20 protein-coding genes and 1 pseudogene are annotated in these 23,369 nt (G+C 71.8%); 11 read left to right on the top strand and 10 right to left on the bottom strand.

Going from position 1 to position 23,369, the window contains the following annotated elements:
• Positions 1-186: 186 nt before the first annotated feature.
• On the top strand, positions 187-1,929 hold the full coding sequence (gene lysS / locus AB0A61_RS02780; protein WP_361285070.1) for a lysine--tRNA ligase: 1,743 nt from the start codon (positions 187-189) through the stop codon (positions 1,927-1,929).
• A gap of 89 nt (positions 1,930-2,018) precedes the next feature.
• Here lysS and AB0A61_RS02785 read toward each other — a convergent pair whose 3' ends face one another.
• From AB0A61_RS02785 to AB0A61_RS02795, 3 genes are all read right to left on the bottom strand, one after another.
• Positions 2,019-3,257 carry a DUF2637 domain-containing protein gene (locus AB0A61_RS02785; protein WP_361286200.1) on the bottom strand — a complete coding sequence of 413 codons (1,239 nt, stop codon included), beginning with the start codon at positions 3,255-3,257 and terminating at the stop codon, positions 2,019-2,021.
• Positions 3,258-3,388: 131 nt separating this feature from the next.
• Entirely contained in the window at positions 3,389-4,282 is an 894-nt protein-coding gene (locus tag AB0A61_RS02790) for a DUF3558 domain-containing protein (RefSeq protein WP_361285073.1), read from the bottom strand.
• A gap of 133 nt (positions 4,283-4,415) precedes the next feature.
• Complete coding sequence (locus AB0A61_RS02795; protein ID WP_361285076.1) at positions 4,416-5,297, bottom strand: DUF3558 domain-containing protein; 882 nt, start codon at positions 5,295-5,297, stop codon at positions 4,416-4,418.
• Between the two features lie 202 nt (positions 5,298-5,499).
• On the opposite strand from AB0A61_RS02795, the gene AB0A61_RS02800 reads away from it, so the two are divergent.
• Positions 5,500-6,693, top strand: coding sequence for an RtcB family protein (locus AB0A61_RS02800; RefSeq protein ID WP_361285079.1), 1,194 nt, complete (start codon positions 5,500-5,502; stop codon positions 6,691-6,693).
• 58 nt (positions 6,694-6,751) lie between these two features.
• On the opposite strand, the gene AB0A61_RS02805 is transcribed toward AB0A61_RS02800, so the two are convergent.
• From AB0A61_RS02805 to AB0A61_RS02820, 4 genes are all read right to left on the bottom strand, one after another.
• Positions 6,752-8,017 (bottom strand): GNAT family N-acetyltransferase, encoded by a 1,266-nt coding sequence (locus tag AB0A61_RS02805; protein ID WP_361285081.1) that lies wholly within the window; start codon positions 8,015-8,017, stop codon positions 6,752-6,754.
• Positions 8,018-8,052: 35 nt separating this feature from the next.
• Complete coding sequence (locus tag AB0A61_RS02810; protein ID WP_361285084.1) at positions 8,053-8,235, bottom strand: hypothetical protein; 183 nt, start codon at positions 8,233-8,235, stop codon at positions 8,053-8,055.
• Positions 8,236-8,237: 2 nt separating this feature from the next.
• Positions 8,238-9,011 carry an SDR family NAD(P)-dependent oxidoreductase gene (locus tag AB0A61_RS02815; RefSeq protein ID WP_361285088.1) on the bottom strand — a complete coding sequence of 258 codons (774 nt, stop codon included), beginning with the start codon at positions 9,009-9,011 and terminating at the stop codon, positions 8,238-8,240.
• A gap of 89 nt (positions 9,012-9,100) precedes the next feature.
• Positions 9,101-9,439 carry a YnfA family protein gene (locus tag AB0A61_RS02820; RefSeq protein ID WP_361285091.1) on the bottom strand — a complete coding sequence of 113 codons (339 nt, stop codon included), beginning with the start codon at positions 9,437-9,439 and terminating at the stop codon, positions 9,101-9,103.
• Between the two features lie 230 nt (positions 9,440-9,669).
• Here AB0A61_RS02820 and AB0A61_RS02825 point away from each other — a divergent pair, with 230 nt between their 5' ends.
• The 4 genes from AB0A61_RS02825 (at position 9,670) to AB0A61_RS02840 (ending at position 13,946) form a co-directional block, all read left to right on the top strand.
• Positions 9,670-10,860: an LLM class flavin-dependent oxidoreductase gene (locus tag AB0A61_RS02825; protein ID WP_361285094.1), complete on the top strand. Its 1,191-nt coding sequence runs from the start codon at positions 9,670-9,672 to the stop codon at positions 10,858-10,860.
• Positions 10,857-11,480 carry an FMN reductase gene (locus AB0A61_RS02830; protein ID WP_361285097.1) on the top strand — a complete coding sequence of 208 codons (624 nt, stop codon included), beginning with the start codon at positions 10,857-10,859 and terminating at the stop codon, positions 11,478-11,480. Before AB0A61_RS02825 ends, AB0A61_RS02830 begins: the two co-directional genes overlap by 4 nt.
• A 246-nt stretch (positions 11,481-11,726) precedes the next feature.
• Entirely contained in the window at positions 11,727-12,446 is a 720-nt protein-coding gene (locus AB0A61_RS02835; RefSeq protein ID WP_361286203.1) for a response regulator transcription factor, read from the top strand.
• Complete coding sequence (locus AB0A61_RS02840; RefSeq protein WP_361285099.1) at positions 12,447-13,946, top strand: HAMP domain-containing sensor histidine kinase; 1,500 nt, start codon at positions 12,447-12,449, stop codon at positions 13,944-13,946.
• Between the two features lie 205 nt (positions 13,947-14,151).
• Here the strand turns inward: AB0A61_RS02840 and AB0A61_RS02845 are convergent, their stop codons facing one another.
• Both AB0A61_RS02845 and AB0A61_RS02850 read right to left on the bottom strand, forming a co-directional pair.
• Positions 14,152-15,963 carry a phosphatidylglycerol lysyltransferase domain-containing protein gene (locus AB0A61_RS02845; RefSeq protein ID WP_361285102.1) on the bottom strand — a complete coding sequence of 604 codons (1,812 nt, stop codon included), beginning with the start codon at positions 15,961-15,963 and terminating at the stop codon, positions 14,152-14,154.
• Between the two features lie 205 nt (positions 15,964-16,168).
• Entirely contained in the window at positions 16,169-16,534 is a 366-nt protein-coding gene (locus tag AB0A61_RS02850) for a hypothetical protein (RefSeq protein WP_361285105.1), read from the bottom strand.
• Between the two features lie 280 nt (positions 16,535-16,814).
• Between AB0A61_RS02850 and AB0A61_RS02855 the strand changes: the two genes are divergently transcribed.
• The 3 genes from AB0A61_RS02855 to AB0A61_RS02865 are packed head-to-tail and all read left to right on the top strand — an operon-like array spanning position 16,815 to position 21,543.
• Positions 16,815-19,193: a toll/interleukin-1 receptor domain-containing protein gene (locus AB0A61_RS02855; RefSeq protein ID WP_361285108.1), complete on the top strand. Its 2,379-nt coding sequence runs from the start codon at positions 16,815-16,817 to the stop codon at positions 19,191-19,193.
• A gap of 41 nt (positions 19,194-19,234) precedes the next feature.
• A complete protein-coding gene (locus tag AB0A61_RS02860) occupies positions 19,235-19,645 on the top strand; it encodes a hypothetical protein (RefSeq protein ID WP_361285111.1) in 411 nt (136 codons plus the stop codon).
• On the top strand, positions 19,642-21,543 hold the full coding sequence (locus AB0A61_RS02865) for a hypothetical protein (protein WP_361285114.1): 1,902 nt from the start codon (positions 19,642-19,644) through the stop codon (positions 21,541-21,543). Before AB0A61_RS02860 ends, AB0A61_RS02865 begins: the two co-directional genes overlap by 4 nt.
• 27 nt (positions 21,544-21,570) lie before the next feature.
• On the opposite strand, the gene AB0A61_RS02870 is transcribed toward AB0A61_RS02865, so the two are convergent.
• Positions 21,571-21,726: a hypothetical protein gene (locus AB0A61_RS02870; protein ID WP_361285117.1), complete on the bottom strand. Its 156-nt coding sequence runs from the start codon at positions 21,724-21,726 to the stop codon at positions 21,571-21,573.
• A 1-nt stretch (position 21,727) separates the two neighbouring features.
• Between AB0A61_RS02870 and AB0A61_RS02875 the strand changes: the two are divergent.
• A pseudogene (locus tag AB0A61_RS02875) lies at positions 21,728-21,942 on the top strand (undecaprenyl-diphosphate phosphatase); the annotation flags it as partial.
• A gap of 125 nt (positions 21,943-22,067) precedes the next feature.
• Positions 22,068-23,201 carry an MFS transporter gene (locus AB0A61_RS02880; protein WP_361286205.1) on the top strand — a complete coding sequence of 378 codons (1,134 nt, stop codon included), beginning with the start codon at positions 22,068-22,070 and terminating at the stop codon, positions 23,199-23,201.
• Positions 23,202-23,369: the final 168 nt, after the last annotated feature.

Consider the following 23,369-nt stretch of genomic DNA (forward strand, 5'->3'; position numbering starts at 1 on the left):
GGCCAGTATCCCATGCGGGTAAAGCGAATTTTCCGGTCGCCGAGTGAACGCCGGGCCGCCGTCACTCGTCCCCAGGTGAGGGTGGGGTAGGTCCTTGAAAAGGCGTTTTCGTGGTTGTGGACCGACCTGGGAGAATGGAGCGGTCAGCCGTGTGACCGTAGCGGCTGCCCCTGACGAAAGAAGGACGTGCCGATCGTGGCTCAGAGCACCGAGACCACCGACTGGGTCTCCCGTTTCGCGGATGAGGTCATCGAGGAGTCGGAGCGTCGGGCCCCGGGCAAACCGGTCGTGGTCGCGTCCGGCCTCTCGCCGTCCGGCCCCATCCACCTGGGGAACCTGCGCGAGGTCATGACCCCGCACCTGGTCGCCGACGAGGTCCGCCGTCGGGGGTACGAGGTCCGGCACCTGATCTCCTGGGACGACTACGACCGGTACCGGAAGGTGCCGGCCGGTGTCACGGGCATCGACGAGTCGTGGGCGGAGCACATCGGCAAGCCGCTCACCGCCGTGCCGGCCCCGAAGGGCTCCGCGTACCCGAACTGGGCCGAGCACTTCAAGGCCGCCATGATCGCCTCGCTCGCCGAGCTGGGCGTGGAGTTCGACGGCATCAGCCAGACCGAGCAGTACACCTCCGGCGCGTACCGGGACCAGATCCTGCACGCGATGCGGCACCGCGGCGACATCGACGCGATCCTCGCCCAGTACCGGACCAAGCCGAAGGCGGGCAAGAAGCAGCAGCAGAAGGCCGTCGACGAGGCCGAGCTGGAGGCCGAGGAGGGCTCGGGCGCCGCGGCCGAGGACGACGGCAGCTCCGGCTCCGCCGGGTACTTCCCGTACAAGCCGTACTGCGGCAACTGCGAGAAGGACCTCACCACCGTCACCGCCTACGACGACGACTCGACCGAGCTGACGTACGCCTGCACCTCGTGCGGCTTCTCGGAGACGGTCCGGCTCAGCGAGTTCAACCGCGGCAAGCTGGTCTGGAAGGTCGACTGGCCGATGCGCTGGGCGTACGAGGGCGTGATCTTCGAGCCCAGCGGCGTCGACCACTCCTCGCCGGGGTCGAGCTTCCAGGTGGGCGGCCAGATCGTCGGGATCTTCGGCGGCAAGCAGCCGATCGGCCCGATGTACGCCTTCGTCGGCATCTCCGGCATGGCGAAGATGTCCTCCTCGCGCGGTGGCGTGCCGACCCCGGCCGACGCGCTGCAGATCATGGAGCCGCAGCTCCTGCGGTGGCTGTACGCCCGGCGCAGGCCGAACCAGTCCTTCAAGATCGCCTTCGACCAGGAGATCCAGCGGCTGTACGACGAGTGGGACAAGCTCGCCGCCAAGGTGGCCGACGGCTCGGCCCTGCCGGCCGACGTCGCCGCGTACACCCGTGCGGTCGGCACCGCCGCCGGTGAGCTGCCCAGGACGACCCGCCCGCTGCCCTACCGCACGCTGGCGTCCGTCGCCGACATCACCGCCGGCCACCAGGACCAGGCGCTGCGCATCCTGTCCGAGCTCGACCCGGCCAACCCGCTCGGCTCCCTGGACGAGGCCCGGCCGCGGTACGACAAGGCCGAGGCGTGGATCAACACGCACGTCCCCGCCGACCAGCGGACCATCGTCCGCGAGGAGCCGGACGTGGAGCTGCTGAAGTCCCTCGACGAGGCCTCCCAGCAGTCGATCCGGCTGCTGCTCGACGGGCTGCAGGAGCACTGGTCCCTGGACGGGCTCACCCACCTCGTGTACGGCGTGCCCAAGGTCCAGGCCGGGTTCCCCGCCGACGCCACGCCGAAGGAGCTGCCGCCGGAGATCAAGACCGCCCAGCGGACCTTCTTCGCCCTGCTCTACCACCTGCTGGTGGGACGTGACACCGGTCCGCGTCTGCCCACGCTGCTGCTCGCGGTCGGGCAGGACCGGGTGCGGACCCTGCTCGGGGAGTAGGAGCGGTTCTACGACGACGGGGCGCCCGGCCTTCGCCGGGCGCCCCGTCGTCGTCTGCGCGTCCTGTTGCTCGTCGTCTGCGCGTGCTGTTACGCGATGTGGTCCTCTTCCAGCTGCGCGGTGTGGCGGTTGGTGAAGCGGTTGACCATGCGCTTGGCCTCTTCCACGGGGAGGGTGATGCGGAACTCGGCGTCGACGTTGTCGCTGAACTCGCGCGGAGTCGGGTAGCTGCCGTTGATCGACTGCTTGAAGACCGTGTAGTAGGCCTCCTCGTCCGGCTCCGGGGTGCCGCCGCCCTCGCCCAGTTCACGGGTGCGGTTCGGGCCCACCGGGATCGGGAAGCTGCCGGTGTCCTCGGGGGACGGCTGCTCGAACTGATCCGGCTGCTGCTCCTCGTACCACTCCTCGTACGGGGGTTCCGGTTCGTAGGTCGGGTCGTAGCCGCCGTGGTAGTCGACGTGATGAGGGGCCTGGAACCAAGGGCTCTGGTCCTCGGTGACCTGCTGCGGGTATTCCGGTCGCCCGGTGCCGGGGGGGCCGGCCAGTCCCGGGAACTGCCCGCTGTGCGGCGCCGCCTGCCGCGGGACGGGCGCCATCTGGGCGGCACGAGCACCCGCGGCCGCGGCGGTCACCTCGGCCCGCGGTGCCGCGGGTATGAGGGCCGGTTCTATCCCCGCCGCCGCCAGTCCCGACGCGGCGGTCTCGGCCAGGGGCACGCCGTACCTCGCCAGCCGCAGCGGCATCAGGGACTCCACCGGGGCCTTCCTCCGCCACGCCCTGCCGAAGCGGGAGCGCAGGCGGGCCTGGTAGACGAGACGTTCCTGCTCCAGCTTGATCACCTGGTCGTAGGAGCGCAGCTCCCACAGCTTCATCCGGCGCCACAGCAGGAAGGTCGGGACGGGGGAGAGCAGCCACCGGGTCAGGCGGACGCCCTCCATGTGCTTGTCGGCCGTGATGTCGGCGATGCGGCCGATGGCGTGCCGGGCCGCCTCGACGGCGACCACGAACAGAATCGGGATCACCGCGTGCATGCCGACACCGAGCGGGTCGGGCCAGGCCGCCGCGCCGTTGAACGCGATCGTCGCCGCCGTCAGCACCCAGGCCGTCTGGCGCAGCAGCGGGAAGGGAATGCGGATCCAGGTCAGCAGCAGGTCGAGGGCGAGCAGCACACAGATGCCCGCGTCGATGCCGACCGGGAACACATAACTGAAGTTCCCGAAACCCTTCTTGATGGCGAGCTCGCGGACGGCCGTGTACGAGCCCGCGAAGCCGATACCGGCGATGATCACGGCGCCCGACACGACCACGCCGATGAGAACGCGGTGCATCCGAGTCAGCTGCAGTGGCGCGGCCACCCGTACTCCCCTCCCATTGCGTGTTGTTGCGCGCAACAGGGTGGCACATCCGTACGGGGAACGGGTGGCCGGTCCGGTTGCTCAGCTGTAACGGCTGGGGCCGCTCAGCCCTGGCCGGCCGCCTTGGACGCCGAACCCGACGGCGAAGCGCTCGCGGACGAGGGCGACTTGGACGCCGACGCCGAAGGGGAGGCCGGCTTCCCGGGGGCCTTCGAGGCCGGGGCCTTGCCGGTCGCGCCCCCGTTGGCCGCCGCCACGGCGGCCAACGCCTCCTTGGCGGCCTGCTCCGCGGCCTTGGCCAGGTCGTCGGCGCTCGGGGTGGCCTCACCGGCCAGGCCGGCGCCGTTGTAGTCGAGGGTGACGACGACGTTCTCCACCCGGGCGACGACCGTCTGCTGCTTGAAGTCGCCCTCCTTCTTCTGCAGGTCGTAGCGCACCAGCATGGCCTCGTCGCCCGTACCCGAGACGGCCTGCGACTCGGTGTTCTTCGCACCGGCCGTCGACCGGGCGTCCTGCACCTGCTTCTGGTAGTACGCCTGGGCCTGCTTGTTGCCCTCGCCGCGCGTGGCGTCGGACTCGAAGCGCAGCAGGGCGACGTTCAGCCAGCGGAACTGCGAACCCTTCACACCGTTGTTGGCGAGGCTGTTCCAGGAGCAGCTGCCGCGGGTGGAGTCATCGCTGGAGGTGCCGTCCTTGGCGGACTTCACACCGTTCGGGACCAGGTCGCCCAGCGTCTTGTCGGACAGCACCTTGCACGCCTCCGGAAGCTTTCCGTAGGCGGCCGCCTGCACCGTGGGCGAGGCACTCCCGCTCCCGCCCGCGGAGCCCTTCGCGCTGCCCGACGGGGTCTGCTTGCCGCTGTCGGAGGAACCGGAGTCCGAGGAACAGGCCGCGGCGAAGAACATCACGGGGACGGCGGCCGCACAGACAAGGACACGGTTCAGACGCTTCGCTCGCGGGTCACGGTCACGCTGGTCTCGCTGGGCTGCTCGCTGCATGGTTCCTTCACTCAAGACGCTCGTGGTTCCTGCGGTCGGATCGGGTCCGAGGGGCCACGGTACGCGGTGACACAGCGGCGTGGTTCCGCTTCGCGCGCTTTGCGCCGGGGCGCCGAGCGCCGGGCAACGGAGGTCAGCCGCCCAGCGAATCGGCCAGCTTGGCCGCCAGTTTCCGGGCCTTGTCCTGCATTTCCCTGCTGTCCGGGACGACGCCGACGGCGGCGGACTGCTCCTCGTACTCGATGGTCACAATGACGTTGGACGTGCGGAACGCCACAGTCACCGTCCGCTGCTTGGCCGTCGAACCGGAGCTGCTGAGCGTGTCGTCGAGGAACGCCTCGTCGCCCAGATTGTCCAGTGTGCGTGGCTGGAGGTCGGCCGGGGTGCCGTCCGTGGACGGCGAAGTGGACGTATCGGGTGCGGACGTGGGCGCCGAGGCGGACGCCGACGAGGGGGAGGGGGAGGGCGAGGCGGCGGAGGGCGAGGCGGAGGAGGACGGGGGCCCGCCGGCGGCGCCGGTCTGCGCGCCGGACGCGGACGCCGGGCCGGAGCCGGTGGTGGTGGGTTCGGGGAGGTCGGCGGCCGCCTGCTTGGTCGCGAAGACGGACTGCGCCTGGCTGTCGTCGCTCACGGCGTTGTCGTAGGAGACGACCCGCTCGAAGTCGACGGAGAGGTGGTCGGTGGCGTCCGTCGACTCCACCTTCCAACGGCAGCCGACCCGGCGGTCGGTGTCGTAGGTGAGCGCTGCCTCGCCCTGGTACGCCTTGTCGCGCTGGTCCACGTCCGTGATCTGCCTGATGCCGGGCAGCAGCGAGTCCAGGGTGCCGTGGCCGATCGCGCCGCAGGGCTCCGGGAGGGTGCGGTACTTGCCCGGCTGCGCCGCGGGCGTCGTCGTCCCCCCGCCGTCGGGGTTGGCGTTGTCCGCCCGGGTGCCGCCCGATGAACCGCCGGTGCAGCCGGCCAGCAGGGCCACGAGGAGCGCGGCCAGGCCGGGTACGTATGCCTTCCGCTGCACGGGCAGGCTCCTCTCGACGATGTCCGTTCGGTGGTGGTCGGTGGTCCCCGCTGGTTAATCGGTTGCCGGGCGGGGGCGCCCCCTGGAGACAATGTGTATCGCACGCAATGCCGTGGACGCCGGTCCGTTGTCCCTTTCGTCGACCTTGGCGCCGGTATTGCGAAGAGAGACTTCTGTACGTTTTCGGGGGAATGAGGACTTTATGTCGTACGTGGAGATGCCGGGCGCGAAGGTGCCGATCCGCATGTGGGCCGACCCCGCGACGATCGAGGGCGCCGCGATGCAGCAGCTCCAGAACGTCGCGACCCTGCCCTGGATCAAGGGCCTCGCCGTCATGCCGGACGTGCACTACGGGAAGGGCGCGACGGTCGGCTCGGTCATCGCGATGCGGGGCGCGGTGTGCCCGGCGGCGGTCGGTGTCGACATCGGCTGCGGAATGTCCGCGGTGAAGACGTCGCTGACGGCGAACGACCTGCCGGGGGATCTGTCGCGGCTGCGGTCGAAGATCGAGCAGGTGATTCCGGTGGGCCGGGGGATGCATGACGATCCGGTCGATCCGGGGCGCCTGCACGGCTTCGCGACCTCCGGGTGGGGCGACTTCTGGGGGCGTTTCGACGGGGTGGCGCAAGCGGTCAAGTTCCGTGCGGAGCGGGCCGCCAAGCAGATGGGGACGCTCGGCTCCGGGAACCACTTCGTAGAGGTATGCGTAGATGTGTCCGGTTCCGTGTGGCTCATGCTCCACTCCGGATCCCGCAACATCGGCAAGGAACTGGCCGAGCACCACATCGGCATCGCCCAGCAGCTCCCGCACAACCAGGGCCTGGTCGACCGCGACCTCGCCGTCTTCGTGGCGGACACTCCGCAGATGGCGGCGTACCGCAACGACCTGTTCTGGGCGCAGGAGTACGCGAAGTACAACCGCACGATCATGATGGCGCTCCTGAAGGACGTGATCCGCAAGGAGTTCAAGAAGGCGAAGCCGACCTTCGAGCCGGAGATCTCCTGCCACCACAACTACGTGGCCGAGGAGCAGTACGAGGGCATGGACCTCCTCGTCACCCGCAAGGGCGCGATCCGTGCGGGCTCCGGCGAGTACGGAATCATCCCCGGCTCCATGGGCACGGGCTCGTACATCGTGCGGGGTCTCGGTAACGAGAAGTCCTTCAACTCCGCGTCGCACGGCGCCGGCCGCCGCATGAGCCGCAACGCCGCCAAGCGCCGCTTCTCCACGAAGGACCTGGAGGAGCAGACCAAGGGCGTGGAGTGCCGCAAGGACTCCGGCGTGGTCGACGAGATCCCCGGCGCCTACAAGCCGATCGAGCAGGTCATCGACCAGCAGCGCGACCTCGTCGAGGTCGTGGCACAGCTCAAGCAGGTCGTGTGCGTGAAGGGTTGACACGCCCGCGACCAGGAAGGGGCCCGGACCGCCCAGGCGGTCCGGGCCCCTTCCGCCGTCATCCGAGCCGTTTCTCCAGCAGGGTCACCGCGTACGGGCTTCCCGTGCCGTCCGTCTTGGCCGGTTGTTCGCCGGCCACCCGGTAGCCCGCCGACTCGTAGTAGCCGCGCAGGCGGGGGTTGGAGGCGAGGCAGTCGAGGCGGGCGAAGGCGCGGCCCTCGGCCGCGATGCGGGACTCCGCCCGTGCGAGCATCTCGCGGCCCGCTCCCCGCGGGGCGGTGTGCGGGGTGGTCATCAGGCGGTGGATGTAGCCCGCGTCGGCCGGGCGGGGGCCCCAGGCGGCCGGGTCGTCCCACCACAGTTCCCAGGCACCGGCCAGGTGGCCGCCGCAGTGGGCCAGCCAGACCTCGCCCTCCCGCATCCGGGCGAGGAAGTGGGTCTCGCCCTTTTCCCCCGGCTTCCACTGGTCGATCCCGCGGGCCAGTTGCCACAGCGCGGCCGAGTCGCGCAGGCGGACCAGGGCGGGGGCGTCGGCGGGGGTCGCCCTGCGGTGGGTGAGCGGGGGCCAGGTCGTGGGCGTGGGCTCCAGGAGGTGGGTGCGCAGGGTCCGGGACAGGGCTTCGGCGTCCAGGTCCAGGGCCTCGGTCACGTACGACTCGACCGAGCCGTAGCGCGTCTTCAGGGCGGCGAGGAAGAGGCGCATCACCGACTCCGGGGCGCGGCCGTAACCCGGCCAGGCGGGTGTGCGGCCGCCGTTTCTTGCCCGCCAGTCGGCCAGCAGGGCCTTTGTGGCCAGTTCGGTGAGGCTGAAATCCTCGATGATCGTGGGCTCGGGGACGCCGAGGAGGGCCAGTACCAGGGAGGCCAGCTGGCCGGTGCGGTCCTTGCCGGACGCACAGTGGAAGACCAGGGGGGTGTCGGAGGCGGCCGCGTCGGAGATCAGTTGCAGCGCCCGGCGGATCTCCTTGGTGCCGTCCTGCGCCACCTCCATGTAGCGCTCCGCCAGGTAGGGGCCCGGTTCCACCTCGGGGCCCAGTGCCGGCTGGTCGTAGGGGCGGTGCTCGATGCTGAGGTTGTGGTACGTGAAGGACGGGTGCTCGGGGACGCGGCCCTGGCGCTCGACCTCCCAGCCGTGCCTCAGGTCGATCACCGTGCCGACGCCGAGGGCGAGGAAGCGGTCCCAGTCCGGGGTGTCCGGGTGCAGCTTGCCGAGGCCGTCCGAGCGGAACAGGCGGCGAGGGCGGACCCGCCGGCCGTCCGCGGTGCGGTAGCCGCCCAGGTCGCGGAGGTTGTGCAGGCGGTCGAAGGGTATGTGTCTGTCCACGGTCAATGACACTAGGCGGCGGCCCTCGTGCCCGGTTACTTCGCGTGTCGTACCGCGTAGATCATCACGAACGCGACGATGTGGATGCCGAACAGGAAGTAGCCGAGGTAGTACCAGACGTAGCGCTCGCGCTTCTTCTCCAGGGACAGGCGTTCCTGTTCGGCCCGTCGCTCGGCCTCGCGTCCGGCCGTGCCGGCCTGTTCGGGCCCGGTGGTCACGGCTACTCCCGGTGGACCTTGGTGTTCGAGGCCTGGGCGCGCGGGCGCACGATCAGGAGGTCGATGTTGACGTGGCTGGGGCGGGTGACCGCCCAGGTGACGGTGTCGGCGACGTCGTCGGCGGTGAGCGGTTCGGCGACGCCCTCGTAGACCTTGGCCGCCTTCTCGTGGTCGCCGCCGAAGCGGGTCAGCGCGAACTCGTCCGTCCTGACCATGCCGGGCGCGATCTCGATGACGCGGACCGGCTGTCCGACGATCTCCAGGCGCAGGGTCTCCGCGAGGACGTGCGTACCGTGCTTGGCGGCGACGTAGCCCGCGCCGCCCTCGTACGTGCCGTGACCGGCCGTGGAGGACACCACCACGACCGTGCCGTCGCCGCTCGCCACCAGCTTGGGCAGCAGCGCCTGGGTGAGGTTCAGCGTGCCGATGACGTTGGTCTCGTACATCGTGCGCCAGTCGGCCGGGTCACCGGTGGCGACCGGGTCGGCGCCCAGTGCGCCGCCGGCGTTGTTCACGAGCACACCGATGGTCTTGAAGGCGGTGGCGAACTCGTCGACGGCGGCCCGGTCGGTGACGTCCAGCTGGTACGCCGTCGCGGAGTGACCTGCCGCGTTGATCTCCTCGGCGAGCGCCTCGATGCGGTCCTTGCGGCGCGCGGTCAGCACGACGCGGTAGCCGGCCGCGGCGAGCTGCCGGGCCGTGGCGGCGCCGATGCCGCTGCTCGCACCGGTGACGACGGCGATGCGGGAGGCGGCGGACGGTGCGGCGGTGGCCATGGGGCTGCTCCTCGGGCGTACGGCGATCGGTCTGTGCCCAGGGTAGGTGACCTGGGCGGCGCGCGGCCGGGCCGTCCGGCCGCCGGTGCTCAGCCGCCGTTGCGCGGGGCCCACATGATCAGGGCCATGCCGGCGAGGCAGACCAGGGCGCCGGTCACGTCCCAGCGGTCGGGCCGGTAGCCGTCCGCGACCACGCCCCACAGAATCGAGCCGGCGACGAAGATCCCGCCGTACGCGGCGAGGATGCGGCCGAAGTGCACGTCCGGCTGGAAGGTGGCGACGAAGCCGTACGCGCCGAGCGAGAGCACGCCCCCGGCCACCCACAGCCAGCCGCGGTGCTCACGCACGCCCTGCCACACCAGCCAGGCGCCGCCGATCTCGAACAGCGCGGCGACGACGAAGAGGGCGGCGGAGCGGAGGATGAGCATGGCGGCAGCTTCGCACGCGGGGAAATCGGGCGGGCGGCGCGGGGTGCCGCGGTCGGCGCGGTCGGGGCGGTCGGGGCGGTAGGGGCGGAGGGCCCGACCGGTTTTGGGGTGCGGGGGCCACACCGGCCCCCGACGGCGATCGGGATCGCCGGTCGCTGGAATAGCGGCGGTGGTGTGACCGTTGACGGGGCTGTTAGTTTAACGGTCAACCAATTGGAGGGTGAGCGGCCATGCAGTTCGGGATCTTCAGCGTCGGCGACGTCACGCCGGACCCCACCACCGGCCGTACGCCGGCCGAGCGCGAGCGCATCAAGGCCATGGTCGCCATCGCGCTGAAGGCCGAGGAGGTCGGCCTCGACGTCTTCGCGACCGGCGAGCACCACAACCCGCCGTTCGTGCCGTCGTCCCCGACCACGATGCTCGGCTACATAGCCGCGCGGACGGAGAAGCTGATCCTCTCCACCTCCACCACCCTCATCACCACCAACGACCCGGTGAAGATCGCCGAGGACTACGCGATGCTCCAGCACCTCGCGGACGGCCGGGTCGACCTGATGATGGGCCGCGGCAACACCGGGCCGGTCTACCCCTGGTTCGGCCAGGACATCCGTCAGGGCATCAACCTCGCCATCGAGAACTACGCCCTGCTGCACCGGCTGTGGCGCGAGGACGTGGTGAACTGGGAGGGCAAGTTCCGCACCCCTCTGCAGGGCTTCACCTCCACCCCGCGCCCGCTGGACGGGGTCCCGCCGTTCGTCTGGCACGGCTCGATCCGGTCGCCGGAGATCGCCGAGCAGGCCGCGTACTACGGTGACGGCTTCTTCCACAACAACATCTTCTGGCCGGCCGACCACACCAAGCGGATGGTCGAGTTCTACCGGAAGCGGTTCGCGCACTACGGGCACGGCACGCCCGAGCAGGCGATCGTCGGGCTCGGCGGCCAGGTGTTCATGCGGAAGAACTCCCAGGACGCCGTCCGTGAGTTCCGGCCGTACTTCGACAACGCGCCGGTCTACGGGCACGGGCCGTCCCTGGAGGAGTTCACCGAGCAGACCCCGCTGACCGTCGGCTCCCCGCAGCAGGTGATCGAGAAGACCCTGAGCTTCCGCGAGTACGCCGGTGACTACCAGCGCCAGCTGTTCCTGATGGACCACGCGGGACTGCCGCTGAAGACCGTCCTCGAGCAGCTCGACATGCTGGGCGAGGAGGTCGTGCCGGTGCTCCGGAAGGAGTTCGCCAAGGGCCGTCCGGCGGATGCGCCGGAGGCGCCGACCCACGGTTCCCTCCTCGAGAAGAGGAACACCGAGAACGCCGAGAACGCCGAGAACACCGAGAACACCGAGAACACCGAGAACACCGAGAACACTGAGAACACCGAGAACAGTGAGACCACTGAGGGCAAGGAGGTGACCGTCGCATGAAGCTCGTCGTCGTCTCGGCGGGACTGAGCGTCCCGTCCTCCACCCGGCTGCTCGCCGACCGGCTGGCCGCCGCCGTGGACCGCACGACCCCGGTGGACATCCAGGTCGTCGAGCTGCGCGAGCTCGCCGTGGAGATCGCGCACAACTTCACCAACGGGTTCCCGGGGCGCGGGCTGGCGGCCGCGCTGGACGCCGTCACCGAGGCGGACGGGCTGATCGTCGTCACGCCGGTGTTCTCGGCCTCGTACAGCGGGCTGTTCAAGTCGTTCTTCGACGTGCTGGACAAGGACGCGCCGGCCGGCAAGCCGGTGCTGATCGCCGCCACCGGCGGCACCCCCCGCCACTCCATGGTGCTGGAGCACGCGCTGCGGCCGCTCTTCGCCTACCTGCGGGCCGTGGTCGTCCCGACCGCGGTGTACGCCGCCTCGGAGGACTGGGGCGCGGAAGGCCTGCCGGAGCGGATCGAACGGGCGGCGGGCGAGCTGGCCGCGCTGATGGCGGGGCCGTCGGCGGGGCGCCCCGCGCGGGCGGGCGACGGCTCCGAGCCGGCGCCGGAGGCGAGGATCGGCGCGTTCGAGGTGGTGCCGTTCGAGGAGCGGCTGGCCGCGCTGCGGGCGTGAGCGGTGCGGGTGCCCGGTGCGGGTGCCCGGTGCGGGTGCCGGATACGAGTGGCCGCAGCTCGGGGGCGCGCTGCCCGGCGCCGGCGGTGCGCCTCGCGCAGGCGCCGCGAATGGTGAGAGGACGGTGGGCGGCCGTTCAGGGTTGCGTCCGTGCCGGTGAGAGGCGGGTAAAAAGGGTGATGGTAGACCCGCTTGCCCCGGCCAGAGGGTCACAGACCTTGGCAGACTGGACGCGTGCCTCAGACTGTGCTGCTCGCCGAAGACGACCGCGCCATCCGCCATGCCCTGGAGCGGGCCCTGACACTGGAGGGCTACGAGGTGACGGCGGTCGCCGACGGCGTCGAGGCGCTCGCACAGGCCCACAAGACCCCGCCGGACGTCCTCGTCCTGGACGTCATGATGCCGGGCATCGACGGCCTCCAGGTCTGCCGGGTCCTGCGTGCCGAGGGCGACCGCACCCCCATCCTCATGCTCACCGCCCTGGTCGAGACCGCGGACCGCATCGCGGGCCTGGACGCGGGCGCCGACGACTACGTCGTCAAGCCGTTCGACGTGGAGGAGGTCTTCGCCCGCCTGCGCGCCCTGCTGCGCCGCACCAGCCCGGTCGCCGTCGGCGGCAGCGCTGCCACCGGCGAGGCACCCGCGAGGGAGCCGCAGCTGCCCGAGCGGCAGATCGAGGCGGCCGGCATCCGCATGGACCTCCAGGCCCGCCGGGTGTGGCGCGGCAAGCGCGAGCTGGAGCTGACCCGCACCGAGTTCGAGCTCCTCGAACTGCTGGTCCGCAACGCCGGGATCGTCCTCGACCACTCCACGATCTACGACCGCATCTGGGGCTACGACTTCGGCCCCGGCTCCAAGAACCTCGCCGTGTACGTCGGCTATCTGCGCCGCAAGCTCGACGAGCCGGACGCCCCGCAGCTGATCCACACGGTCCGCGGTGTGGGTTACGTGCTGCGGGAGGACTGAGTGGGCCGCCTCGCGCGGCTGCTGGACAGACCGCGGCCCCGGTTGTCGTCGCTGCGGACCACCTTCGCCGTCTCGTTCGCCGTGGTGACCGCCGCCGTCACCATCCTGGTCGGCATCGTGTCGTACAACTCCGCGGCCCGGCTGGTGCGCGTGGACCAGCAGTCGGTGTTCACCCAGGTCGTGCAGGACGTACAGGACGAGGTACGGCGCTACGACCGGATGCCCGCCGACTTCTCCTCCTCCCGGCCCGGACACGAGGTGGTACGGCCCAGCCGCACCGACGTCCAGGTGCTCGGCGACCAGGGACAGATCGTCGACCGCGGCAGCCCGGTGCTGCCGGTCACCGCGAAGGACCGGGGGATCGCAGTCGCCGGCCGGGCCGGGAAGACGGTCGAGTACCGGGACGTCGCGGTGGCCGACGACGTCTACCGGATCGCGACCGTCGCGCTCGGCGACGGGCGCGGTGCCGTGCAGGTGGCGCAGCAGTTCAGCGACACGGAGGACCTGCTGCGGGAGCTCCAGCAGCGAACGCTGGTCCTGATGGGCGTCGTGGTGATCGCCGCGGGCCTGTTCGGCTGGTGGCTGGCGCGCCGCATCACGCGCCGGCTGGTGGTCCTCACCTCCGCCGCGGAGGACGTCGCCCGCACCCGGCAGCTCGGTATCGAGGTCCCCGTCACCGGATACGACGAGGTGGGCCGCCTCGGCCGCTCCTTCGACCGCATGCTGGGCCGGCTCGCCCAGTCCGAGGAGGACCAGCGCCGCCTGGTCCAGGACGCCGGTCACGAACTGCGCACGCCGCTGACCTCGCTGCGTACGAACATCTCCCTGCTGCGCCGCATCGACGAACTGCCGCCCACCACCCGCGAGGAGCTGGTCGCCGACCTCACCCAGGAGGCCCGCGAGCTGACCGACCTGGTCAACGAGCTGGTCGACCTGGCGGCCGGCCAGTCCGACACCGAGCCGCCGCAGCAGGTCGACCTCGCCGACATCGCCGAGGACGTCGCGGGCGTGGCCCGACGCCGTACCGGGCGCGAGATCGTGGTCCGCGTCAGTGGCGACACGACGACCGAGGGCCGCTCGGGCCTGCTCCAGCGCGCCCTGTCCAACCTCGTGGAGAACGCCGCGAAGTTCGACCGCGAGGGCAAGGCGCCCATCGAGATCGCCGTCGCCGGGCCCGCCCACCCGCGCACTCCCGGCTCCGCTCGAACATGGGGCACTCCCGTCGGCCCGGTCCGCGTCGAGGTACTCGACCGCGGGCCCGGCATCGCCGACGGCGACCTGATCCGCATCTTCGACCGCTTCTACCGCGCCGCCGACGCCCGCTCGCTGCCTGGCTCCGGCCTCGGCCTGTCCATCGTGCGTGAGGTGGCTCTGGCCCACGGAGGAGCCCCGTTCGCCTTCCGGCGGGACGGCGGCGGCTCCGTCATCGGGTTCACGGTGGGCGGCAGCCGACGTCACCACGACGGGGGCACGACGGGGACGTCACGCGCAGGGACCTGACGGGGACGTCACACGCAGGGACCTGACGGGGACGTCACACGCAGGGACCTGACGGGGACGTCACACGCAGGGACCTGACGGGGCCGTCACACGCAGGGACCTGACGGGGCCGGTTGGTGCGCGCGCCCCGGCGGGGGCGCCCCTTCCCGGGCCAGGGGGCGGGGGAGAGGCGCCGGGCGCCGGTGCGAGGTGACCGGTGTCGCGGTCAGCGGGCGGGGCCGGTGGGCTGCTGTGCCGGGGTCTGCTCCTTGCGGCGGCTGAAGGACGGCAGGGCCGGCGGCGTGAGGAAGCCCTCGGCGCGGGCACTGGCGATGCCGATGCGCGGGATGTCGCTGCTCTTGTCGAAGAGCAGGAACCGAGGCTCCCACACGGGCCGGTACTTGGCGTTGGCGCGGTAGAGGGACTCGATCTGCCACCAGCGGGAGAAGAAGGTGAGCACCGAGCGCCACAGCCGCAGCACCGGCCCCGCGCCCAGCCGCGCCCCGCGCTCGAAGACCGACCGGAACATCGCGAAGTTCAGCGAGACCCGCCCGACCCCCACCTCCTCGGCCCGCAGCAGCAGTTCGACCACCATGAACTCCATCAGGCCGTTCTCGCTGGAGCGGTCGCGGCGCATCAGGTCCAGCGACAGCCCGTTCTCGCCCCAGGGCACGAAGCTCAGCAGCGCCCGCGGCACCCCTTCGCCGTCCCGGCACTCCAGCATCACGCACCGGCCGTCCGCCGGGTCACCGAGCCGCCCGAGCGCCATGGAGAAGCCGCGCTCGGTCGCGCCGTCGCGCCACTGGTCGGCACGCTCGACCAGCAGCGCCATCTCGTCGTCGGGAATGTCCTCGTGCCGGCGGATCCGTACCGTGTACCCGGCACGGCGGACGCGGTTGTGCGCCTGGCGCACGACGCGCATGGCCCGGCCCTCCAGGCTGAAGTCGGCGACCTCGACGATCGCCTCGTCACCCAGTTCCAGCGCGTCCAGGCCGTGCCGGGCGTAGATGGTGCCGGCCTCCTCGCTCGCGCCCATGACGGCGGGCGTCCAGGCGTGCCGGCGGGCCTCGGCGAGCCAGGCGTCGATGGCGCCGGGCCAGGCCTCGGGATCGCCGATCGGATCGCCGGAGGCCAGGCTGACGCCGCCGACGACGCGGTAGGTGACGGCGGCCTTGCCGGTCGGGGAGAAGATGGCGGCCTTGTCGCGGCGCAGCGCGAAGTAGCCGAGGGAGTCGCGCTCGCCGTGCCGGTCGAGCAGCTCGCGCAGCCGCTTCTCGTCCTCGTCGGTGAGCAGGGCGCGGCCGCGCGGGGAGCGGAAGCAGGCGTACAGAACGAGGAGGGAGGTGGCACCCATCAGGATGTTGATCGTGATGTCCACCCAGCGGGGCGCGTGCACGTGCGGGATGTGGTCGGCGAACGGGCCGACGCTGACGCCGCGCAGCAGCGCGTAGACGATCTTGTCGCCGAGGGAGGCGGCGCCGTGGGCCTTGTTGGTGGCGTCGACCAGCCAGGTGCCGATGCCGCCGGTGAGGAGGACGCCGCCGGCGCCGGCGGCCAGGGCCAGCTTGGGGTTGGAACGGTCACCGATGGCGTTGAACTCGCGCCGGCCGATGAGCAGCGCGGCCACGAACAGTCCGGTGAGCCCGGCGGAGAGCCAGTTGAAGAGGTGGTCCTGGAAGCCGTCCTGGGTCAGCGCGAGGACGTAGAGCGCGAAGAGGGGGCCGGCGAGCAGCAGGTTGAACACCCAGGCGGCGCGTTTCCTGCGTCGCATCACGGCGGCGAGGAACAGCGCGAGCACCGCCGAGACCAGGCCCGCGGTGGCCAGGTACGGGGTGAAGAACTCGCCCGCGTTGTGTTCGTGGACCTCCTCGCGGAACGGCAGCGAGAGGACCGCCACGATGTTGAGCACCGCGAGCAGCCGCAGATACCAGACGGTGGCCGCCGCGGCCCGGGCGCGCAGACGGGGCCCGGGGGAGGGATGCGCGGGATCGCGAGGAGAACGCTGTGGGGGGATGACAACCGACTGCTGTGCAGGCATGGGTTAGACGTCACCTTGGGGGTGAGCGGGCCGGCGGCACCGGCGCGGGCGGGGACGGATGGGGGCGGAGCGGGCGACCGGGCGCGCCTCCGCCGCACGCCCTCGTACGACCCTACGTTTTGTAGGGTAACGGAGGCGGGACGGGGTGTCCGCCAGCGTACTCCGGGAAAGGGTAAGAAACCTGAGAGCGGGGTTTGTGCGGGTCTTACTCGACGGGTGCGGGCGCGGGCTCGCCGGTACCGCCGGAGGGGGCGCCTTCGCCGGTGGTCGCGGGTCTGCGGCGGGTGTCTGCCGGGGCCGGGGGCCGGCGGGAGGCGGTCAGCAGCCAGGCGAGATTCCCGAGGGCCGCGCCGGCCGCCACCGTGGCGACGATCACGCCCGCGGTGGCGAACCCGTCCCCGAACAGGTGAGGCCGCCGGTCGAGGCTGTGCAGCCCGAAGCCGCACAGCTCGTACACCCCGACGGCGGCGATCGTGAGACTGACGACGAGCACCGCGACCGTCCGCCCGAGGCCGCTCTGAGCGGCCTCGCCGGGTGGGGCGCCGGGCCCCGGACAACGCACTTCCTGCATGGGTCCCCCGATGGACAGTTGAATGGCAGCCGGACCCTACAGTACGTAGGGGCGTGCGCGAGGGAAAACCGGCGACGGATCGCCGGCCCGGACCCCCTGGGTTCCCCAGGAGCCGAATTCCATGTCCCGTGGGCATGTTGATGTGCCCCGGGTCACACTAAAGGGATGGGTGCGCGGGCCCCGTTACCAGGGCGACCGGCGCCGGACGAGGGCATAATCCGGAGCCCGGCAGCGCAGGGGCGGCGCCGGGTACGGCCGTCCGGGAGGGGGACCCGCAGCGGTGAGCGACGAGGGCCGCGAGCGCACGTCGACGTACGACGCCTTCATCAGCTACAACTCCGCCGACCGCGAGGTCGTGCAGCGGCTCGCCGAGAAGGTGCGGGAGGCCGGCTTCCGGGTGTTCCTGGACATCTGGAGCCTCGTTCCCGGAGATATCTGGTACAAGGGCCTGGAACGGGCGGTGGACGGCAGCCCGTGCTGCCTCGTCATGTGCGGTCCGACGGGGCTCGGACCATGGCAGAGCGAGGAGGTCGAAGCCGCCGTACGCAAACGGGTCGATGACACCATGCGCGTCATCCCGGTCCTGTTGCCCGGCGCTTCGGACACGTTCCTGAAGTCCCATCGCTTTCTCGGCGGCCACGCCCACTGCGACTTCCGCCAGGGGCTGGAACACACCGGCGCCTTCGAGCGTCTGTGTGCCGGCATCCGGGGAGAGCCCCCGGGGCCGCCGGCCCGGTCCCCGTCGAGCACGGCGAGAGAACCGGCGCAGGCCGAATACCGGTTACGTTTCGACGTCCGGGCGGGCAACTGGCAGCGTCACTCCGTCGTGGACACCGCGCTGCGGGCGGCCGTACCCGGTGCGGCGCCGGTCGTCCTGTACGGACTGCCCGGAATGGGCAAGACCACCGTGCTGTGCGACGTGGCCGACGGGTGCCGCTCCGACCGGACCGTGCTCGCCCTCACCGCCGGCCGGACGGCAGCCGTCGAACCGCGCTACCTGGTGGAGGAGGTCAACGCCTGGCTGGGCCGGACTTTCGGCCGGGGGCTCGCCGCGGAGGAGCTGTACGCGCTCGACTGGGCGGACGCCCTTGCCGCGCTCCTCGGGCAGGTGGCGCACGAGCGGCTGCTGGTGCTGCTCGACGACCTGGGTACCGGACCCTTCGCACGCGCGGTGCTGAAGGCGTTCTCGGCACTCCCCGAATGCCTGGTGCTGTCCACCGCCCGTAGCCGCCTCGACCCGGGCCGGGACGTCAACCACGTGTTCGTCCCGCCGATGTCGCGGGAGGAGAGCGTCCGGTTCATCGCGCATCTGGCGCGGACCATGCGCCTGCCGGTCGATCCGGAAGAGATGGCCGATCAGCTTCCGCCCGACGTCCTGTCGCATCCGCTGGCCCTGCGCGCCTTCCTCGCGCACACCCAACTCCTGCCCGCGGCCCTGCTCGTGCGTCCCGAGCTGCCCTCCGACGTGCTGTCCGCCCGCGCCGCGGTGGCCGCGGTCGTCGCGCAACTGCCGGCCGCACACCGGACCGCACTGGCCTACGCCGCCGTGCTGGACGGAGTGCCGTCGGCGGACTTCCACGACGAACGCCTGCCGTTGCCTCCGGGCTTTCGCGGTGCCCTGCCGGACCTGGCCGGCCGGTGCCTGGTCGGGCACACCGCCCAAGGCCTCGAGGTGCCCGGACTGGTCGTCCAGGCACTCGACGACGTCGCCCCGTCGGCACGGCCGGCCGCGGTGCGTGACATCGCTTCCCAACTCGCCGTGGCCGTGCGGCAGATGGAGGACAGCGCCCTGCCCCTGCTGGCCCGGGTGACGCCGCCGGTGGCCCTCTCGACGATCGCCGTCGGCGAGTGGCAGGCGCTCCGCGAGACCTTTCCGGCCGGCTTCCTCGACCGGCTCAATTCCCGCGGCTTCTGGAAGGAGTACGTGCTCCTCGCCAAGGCACTGATCGCAGCCGCGGACCACCTGCGGGACGACGACGAGCGGGTACGCCTGCGCATCCGCGTGTCCCGCAAGGTCGCACAACTCGGCGACACGCGCAGCGCCTGGGACCTCGCACACGAGGCGGAGGAAGCCGCGCGGTGGCTCGGCTCGTCGTGGGCGCGTGCCGACCTGGCGGGTCTGCGGGCCTTCCTCTTCTACATCGAGGGCGAGGACACCTCGGCGCTGGCCGAGTTGAAGGTCTGCATCGACCTGCGGTCGCGTGACGGGGACGGCGGCGGCCTGTTGATCGCGCACAAACTGCGGGGCAACCTCCACCTGCGACGGGGGAAGTACAAGAAAGCCGCGGCCGCCTACCGTGCCGCCCTGGAGGCCGGTGGGGAGAAGGCCGACGCGCGGCACCGGATCGACGCGGAGACAAGCCTGGCGATGTGCGAACTACGACAGGGGCTTCAACAGGCGGCGGTGGAACGCCTCGAACGCGCGGTGCGCGACATGCGTGCACTGTCGCTGCACAGCGAACTGCCGCGGGCACTGCATGCACTCGCGCTGGTGTACGACAGCCAGGGCCTGTCGGTGAAGGCGTTGCAGTGGGCCAGACAGGCCGCGGCGGCACGGCCGCGCGACCCGGCCGTACGGGCCGCGGTGGACCGGCTGCTGTGGCGGCTGGAGAACCTGGGCGCCGGACCCGGTGGCCGGACGGACCAGGGGGACCTGTGATGTGGGCGGTACGCAGAAAGCGCCTCGCGCGGACACGGATCATGAAGTCGGTGATCCACCGGGCCGGAATTCCCGGGTACCTCGGCCAGCAGTTCCTCCGGGCGACCCCGCCCCGGCTGAGCAAGGAGACCGGGGCGCTGCTCGGCAACCGTCTGCTGCGGGCCCCCTCGGCCCGGCGGTCAGCAGTGGCCGCGGACGGCGAGTCCGTGCCGGCCGAACTGCTGGAACGGTGGTCCGCCGAGGGCGGAGACGTCACGGCGCTGCGCAAACTGCTCAAGATGTCGCAGTTCCGTGTCCGGGCACTCAGGCCGTCGTTCGGTGACCGGCAGGCCGCGGAGGCGAACACCGAGGAGTTCTCGCGTTTCTGGGCCTCCAGCGGCCATGACATCGAGGAACTGTCCACGTTTCTGTCCGAAGTCGATCAGGAGGCCGCGGATTGGCTCCCGCAATGAGGGCGAGCACAACCGAAGCCCTCGCCCGACTGCTCGGCCACGCCCGCTCGCACGTCCCGCACTACCAGGCGTCGATCCCCCCGGGGCCGGTCACGGGCGCCGACGCGATCGCCACCCTGCGCCGGCTGCCCCTGCTGGGCAGGGAAGAGGTCAGGCGGCAGCGGCCGCGCCTGTGGTCCGCCGAGGGCGACCCACGTCGTTGGCGTACCGTCCACACGACGGGGACCACCGGACCACCGCTCGAGATCGTCGTGGACGACGCCGCGCAGCAGGCGGAGGCCGCGTCACTGTTCCGGCACGTGGAACGGGTCACCGGGGCCCGGTCCGGCTACGCCGTGTTCCATCTGACGCTGCACCTCGCGTCGGTGTCCCGGACGTCGGCCCCGACCGAGCCGCTGGGCATTCGGCTGACGAAGTGGAACCTGAGCCGGGCGTGGCAGCTTCCCGACGCCGAGTTCCGGCCCGCCCTGGAGAGGCTGGGCGGACAGGTGATCACCGCGATGCCCAGCGTGATGGCCGCGTTGTGCGACCGCCTGCTCCACCACGGCGGTGTGCCCGTGCCGCCACGGCTGGTCGTCCTCTCCGGCGAACAGGTCACCGCCGGACTGCGTGAGCGCATCGCGCGGACCTTCCACTGCCCGGTCACCACGCTGTACACGCTCGCCGAAGCAGGCATCGTCGGGTACGAGTGCGGCGAGACGGGCACGTACCACGTCGACGACGACGCCTTCACCGAGGTGACCGGCGACGGGGGCGAGCCGCTGCCCGCCCGCGGCCCCGGCGAGGTCGTCGTGACCCCGCTCGCCAACCACGCCATGCCGCTCCTGCGATACCGCACCGGAGACACCGGCGTCTGGGTCGACGGGAGCTGTGGCTGCGGAGGTTCGCAACCTCGTCTCAAGCTCCTGGCCGCCCGCTCCGAGCACGTGGTGGTGACCGGGGCCCGGGGACGAGACCTGCGGATGATCGACCTGGCCAAACTCAGCAGGCACCTCGACCTCGGCGTCACGCGCGTGGTGGGTGACGCCGCCGAGGTCACCGTGGAGTACCAGGACGAGCGGCCCGCCACGACCGTGCAGCGCACGGTGATCGCCGCCGCACTCAGAAGCCTGCTCGGGATCGAGCTGACGGTGCGGATGCGGCAGGTGGCACACGCTGCGACCGGTGGCCGGCCGGCGGCACGTCCCGGGCCGGGGCTGCCCTCCCTCCCGGATCCGCAGGAGGTGGCGCACTGGGCCCGCGAGATGCTCGCACCGGAGGAGCGCGTCGTGTCGGCGGTGCTCACGGGCTCGGCGCTCGACGCCGCCGCGACCAGCCGCTTCAGCGACATCGACATGACCGTGGTCGTGGACGGAGATCCGTACGACGAGAACTGGCGCTCCCTGGCGACGGCCATGAACCGTCATGTGGCCACTTTGAGAGTGAACGTCACCCAGGCCGCGAAGGTGGCCCAAGCACCGCTCGTCGCCTGCCGCCTCCTCGCGGAACGGCATCCGGTGGTCGGTTCGCTGGAGGAGGCAGGAGTGCGGTGGCCGGCCCGGCACGCCCTCGTGGGTGAGGCGCGGTTCTGGGCGCAGAACGCCGAGAGCGTCCTGTGGACCCGGCTGACGTCGGCCGACCGAAGCCGCACGGACCCGCTGCGCGACGCCTGGCTGGCCTCCCGCTACTGCCTCGACGCCCTGCGCTACGCCTTCCTCCTCGACGGCCTGCGCACCACCGCGGCACGCCAGGTCCTGAGACTGGCCGCCGACCGCGAAGTGCCGCACGCCGAGGCCATTGCACAAGCCTTCGCCGTCGGCCGCGAACACCGGCCGCCACCCGAGGCCGGGTCCCCGGAGGCAGACCGGTTCCTCGCGGACGCCCTTGCGTGTGTGCAGTGGCTGGGGCGGTTCCTCTGAGCGTGGCGGAGCGTCTCGCCGTGGCCGCTACCAGGCGCCGACCGACCGCAGCAGGAGGTGGAGGTCGTGGGTGGCCTCCGCGGTGGCGAGCGTTGCGGCGGCCAGGACGGCTGTGGTTGCCGTGAGGAAAACCGGATGACGCCCCAGTGGCGGGGCGAGGAGCGCGGCGACACGGCGGGGCACCGGGACCTGTACGAACTGAAGGACGCCGTGGGTGCCGGAGTCGGCGCCGTACCGCTCGCCGTGGGCACCGCCGTCTCCTTCGTGGTCGCCTACGCCTCCATCGCCTGGCTGCTGAAGTTCGTCGCCAGGCACACCTTCAACGCGTTCGTGGCCTACCGGATCGTCGCCGGGGTGGCACTGTTGGGACTCCTGGCCACCGGAGTGCTGAGCGCCTGACGATCGGTAGGTGTGGTGTCGGCTGCTTTCCGGGTCGGCTCTGGGCGGTCCGAGTCCGACGGCGAAGACGAGCTGACGACACCGGAGGAGGAGCAGTGACCACGCAGGCGGCCCCGGCCCGGCAGATGTGGCCGCTGTACGCGGCAGGGTTCACCACCGCCTTCGGCGCGCACGGGATCGCCGCCAACCTCGGCGCTCACACCAAGGGCGCGGTCACCTCTTTGCTGGTGCTGGGCGGGCTGCTCGCGCTGTACGACGGCGCGGAAGTGCTGCTCAAGCCGGTCTTCGGCACGCTCGCCGACCGCATCGGCGCCCGCCCGGTGCTGCTCGGCGGGCTCGCCGCCTTCGCGGCCGCGTCCGCGCTGTACGTCGTCGCGGACAGCCCTGGTTGGCTCTGGGCCGCCCGGTTCGGACAGGGCGCCGCGGCCTCCGCCTTCTCGCCGTCCGCCTCCGCGCTGGTCGCCCGGCTCAATCCGGCGGCGAAGCTCGGGCGGGCCTTCGGCAGTTACGGCTTCTACAAGTCCATCGGCTACACCCTTGGTCCGCTGCTCGGCGGCGTCCTGGTCTGGGTCGGCGGTCTGCGGCTGCTGTTCACCGTGCTCGCGGTGCTCGGCGTGGCGGTCGCCGTCTGGGCCGCGCTCGCCGTTCCCGCCGTAGCCCCGTTGCCCAGGGCCCGGCAGACGGTCCTGGATCTGGCCCGGCGGCTGGCCGACCCGGTCTTCCTCGCGCCGACGGCCGCGCTCGCGGCGGCGACCGCGGCTCTGTCGGTGGGGGTCGGTTTCCTGCCGGTCTCCGGCCGCGCCTCCGGACTGGGCACCGTCGCGACCGGGGCGGCGGTGTCGGTGCTCGCCGGCTGTGCCGCGGTGGTCCAGCCCCGGGCCGGGCGCGCTCTGGACGAGGGGCGCCTCACCACTCGTTCCGGCCTGGCCGTGGGGCTCTTGGTCACAGCCGCGGGTCTGGCCTGCGCGATGCTACCGGGTCTGACCGGCATTCTCGTCGCAGCCGCCGTCATCGGCGTCGGCACGGGGCTGATCACCCCGCTCGGCTTCGCCGCGCTGGCCGCGAACACCCCTGCGGAGCGCCTCGGCCAGACCATGGGCGCGGCCGAACTCGGCCGCGAACTCGGCGACGCGGGCGGGCCCCTCCTGGTCGCGGCCGTCGCCTCGCTCACCACGCTCACCTACGGCTTCGGGGCACTCGCCGTGCTGATCGGGCTGGGCGCGGTGATCGCGCTTGCCCACTGGCGCTCGGGAGGCTGAACGGGCACCGGCCGCCGGGCGCCTCCGGCAGGTGCGATGCCAGTCGCGGTGAGGCGGACGGTCCGGTGGCCGCGACGCAGCGGTTGCGGCCACTGACCCATCCGATCCCTCGGCCCCAGTCGGGGTCCGGAGGGCGAAGTGCCGCGGCGTCTGGGCCTTGGCCGGTGG

It is taken from the genome of Streptomyces sp. NPDC046197 (genome assembly GCF_040646295.1).
Lineage (GTDB): Bacteria > Actinomycetota > Actinomycetes > Streptomycetales > Streptomycetaceae > Streptomyces.

Bases quoted from the DNA above. Each gene is read 5' to 3' on its own strand.
- AB0A61_RS02865 (WP_361285114.1), top strand. From the start codon at position 19,642: ATGAGGGCGAGCACAACCGAAGCCCTCGCCCGACTGCTCGGCCACGCC.
- AB0A61_RS02845 (WP_361285102.1), bottom strand. From the start codon at position 15,963: ATGCCTGCACAGCAGTCGGTTGTCATCCCCCCACAGCGTTCTCCTCGC.
- AB0A61_RS02830 (WP_361285097.1), top strand. From the start codon at position 10,857: ATGAAGCTCGTCGTCGTCTCGGCGGGACTGAGCGTCCCGTCCTCCACC.
- AB0A61_RS02800 (WP_361285079.1), top strand. From the start codon at position 5,500: ATGTCGTACGTGGAGATGCCGGGCGCGAAGGTGCCGATCCGCATGTGG.
- AB0A61_RS02820 (WP_361285091.1), bottom strand. From the start codon at position 9,439: ATGCTCATCCTCCGCTCCGCCGCCCTCTTCGTCGTCGCCGCGCTGTTC.
- AB0A61_RS02790 (WP_361285073.1), bottom strand. From the start codon at position 4,282: ATGCAGCGAGCAGCCCAGCGAGACCAGCGTGACCGTGACCCGCGAGCG.
- AB0A61_RS02815 (WP_361285088.1), bottom strand. From the start codon at position 9,011: ATGGCCACCGCCGCACCGTCCGCCGCCTCCCGCATCGCCGTCGTCACC.
- AB0A61_RS02825 (WP_361285094.1), top strand. From the start codon at position 9,670: ATGCAGTTCGGGATCTTCAGCGTCGGCGACGTCACGCCGGACCCCACC.
- AB0A61_RS02785 (WP_361286200.1), bottom strand. From the start codon at position 3,257: ATGCACCGCGTTCTCATCGGCGTGGTCGTGTCGGGCGCCGTGATCATC.
- AB0A61_RS02850 (WP_361285105.1), bottom strand. From the start codon at position 16,534: ATGCAGGAAGTGCGTTGTCCGGGGCCCGGCGCCCCACCCGGCGAGGCC.
- AB0A61_RS02880 (WP_361286205.1), top strand. From the start codon at position 22,068: ATGTGGCCGCTGTACGCGGCAGGGTTCACCACCGCCTTCGGCGCGCAC.
- AB0A61_RS02860 (WP_361285111.1), top strand. From the start codon at position 19,235: ATGAAGTCGGTGATCCACCGGGCCGGAATTCCCGGGTACCTCGGCCAG.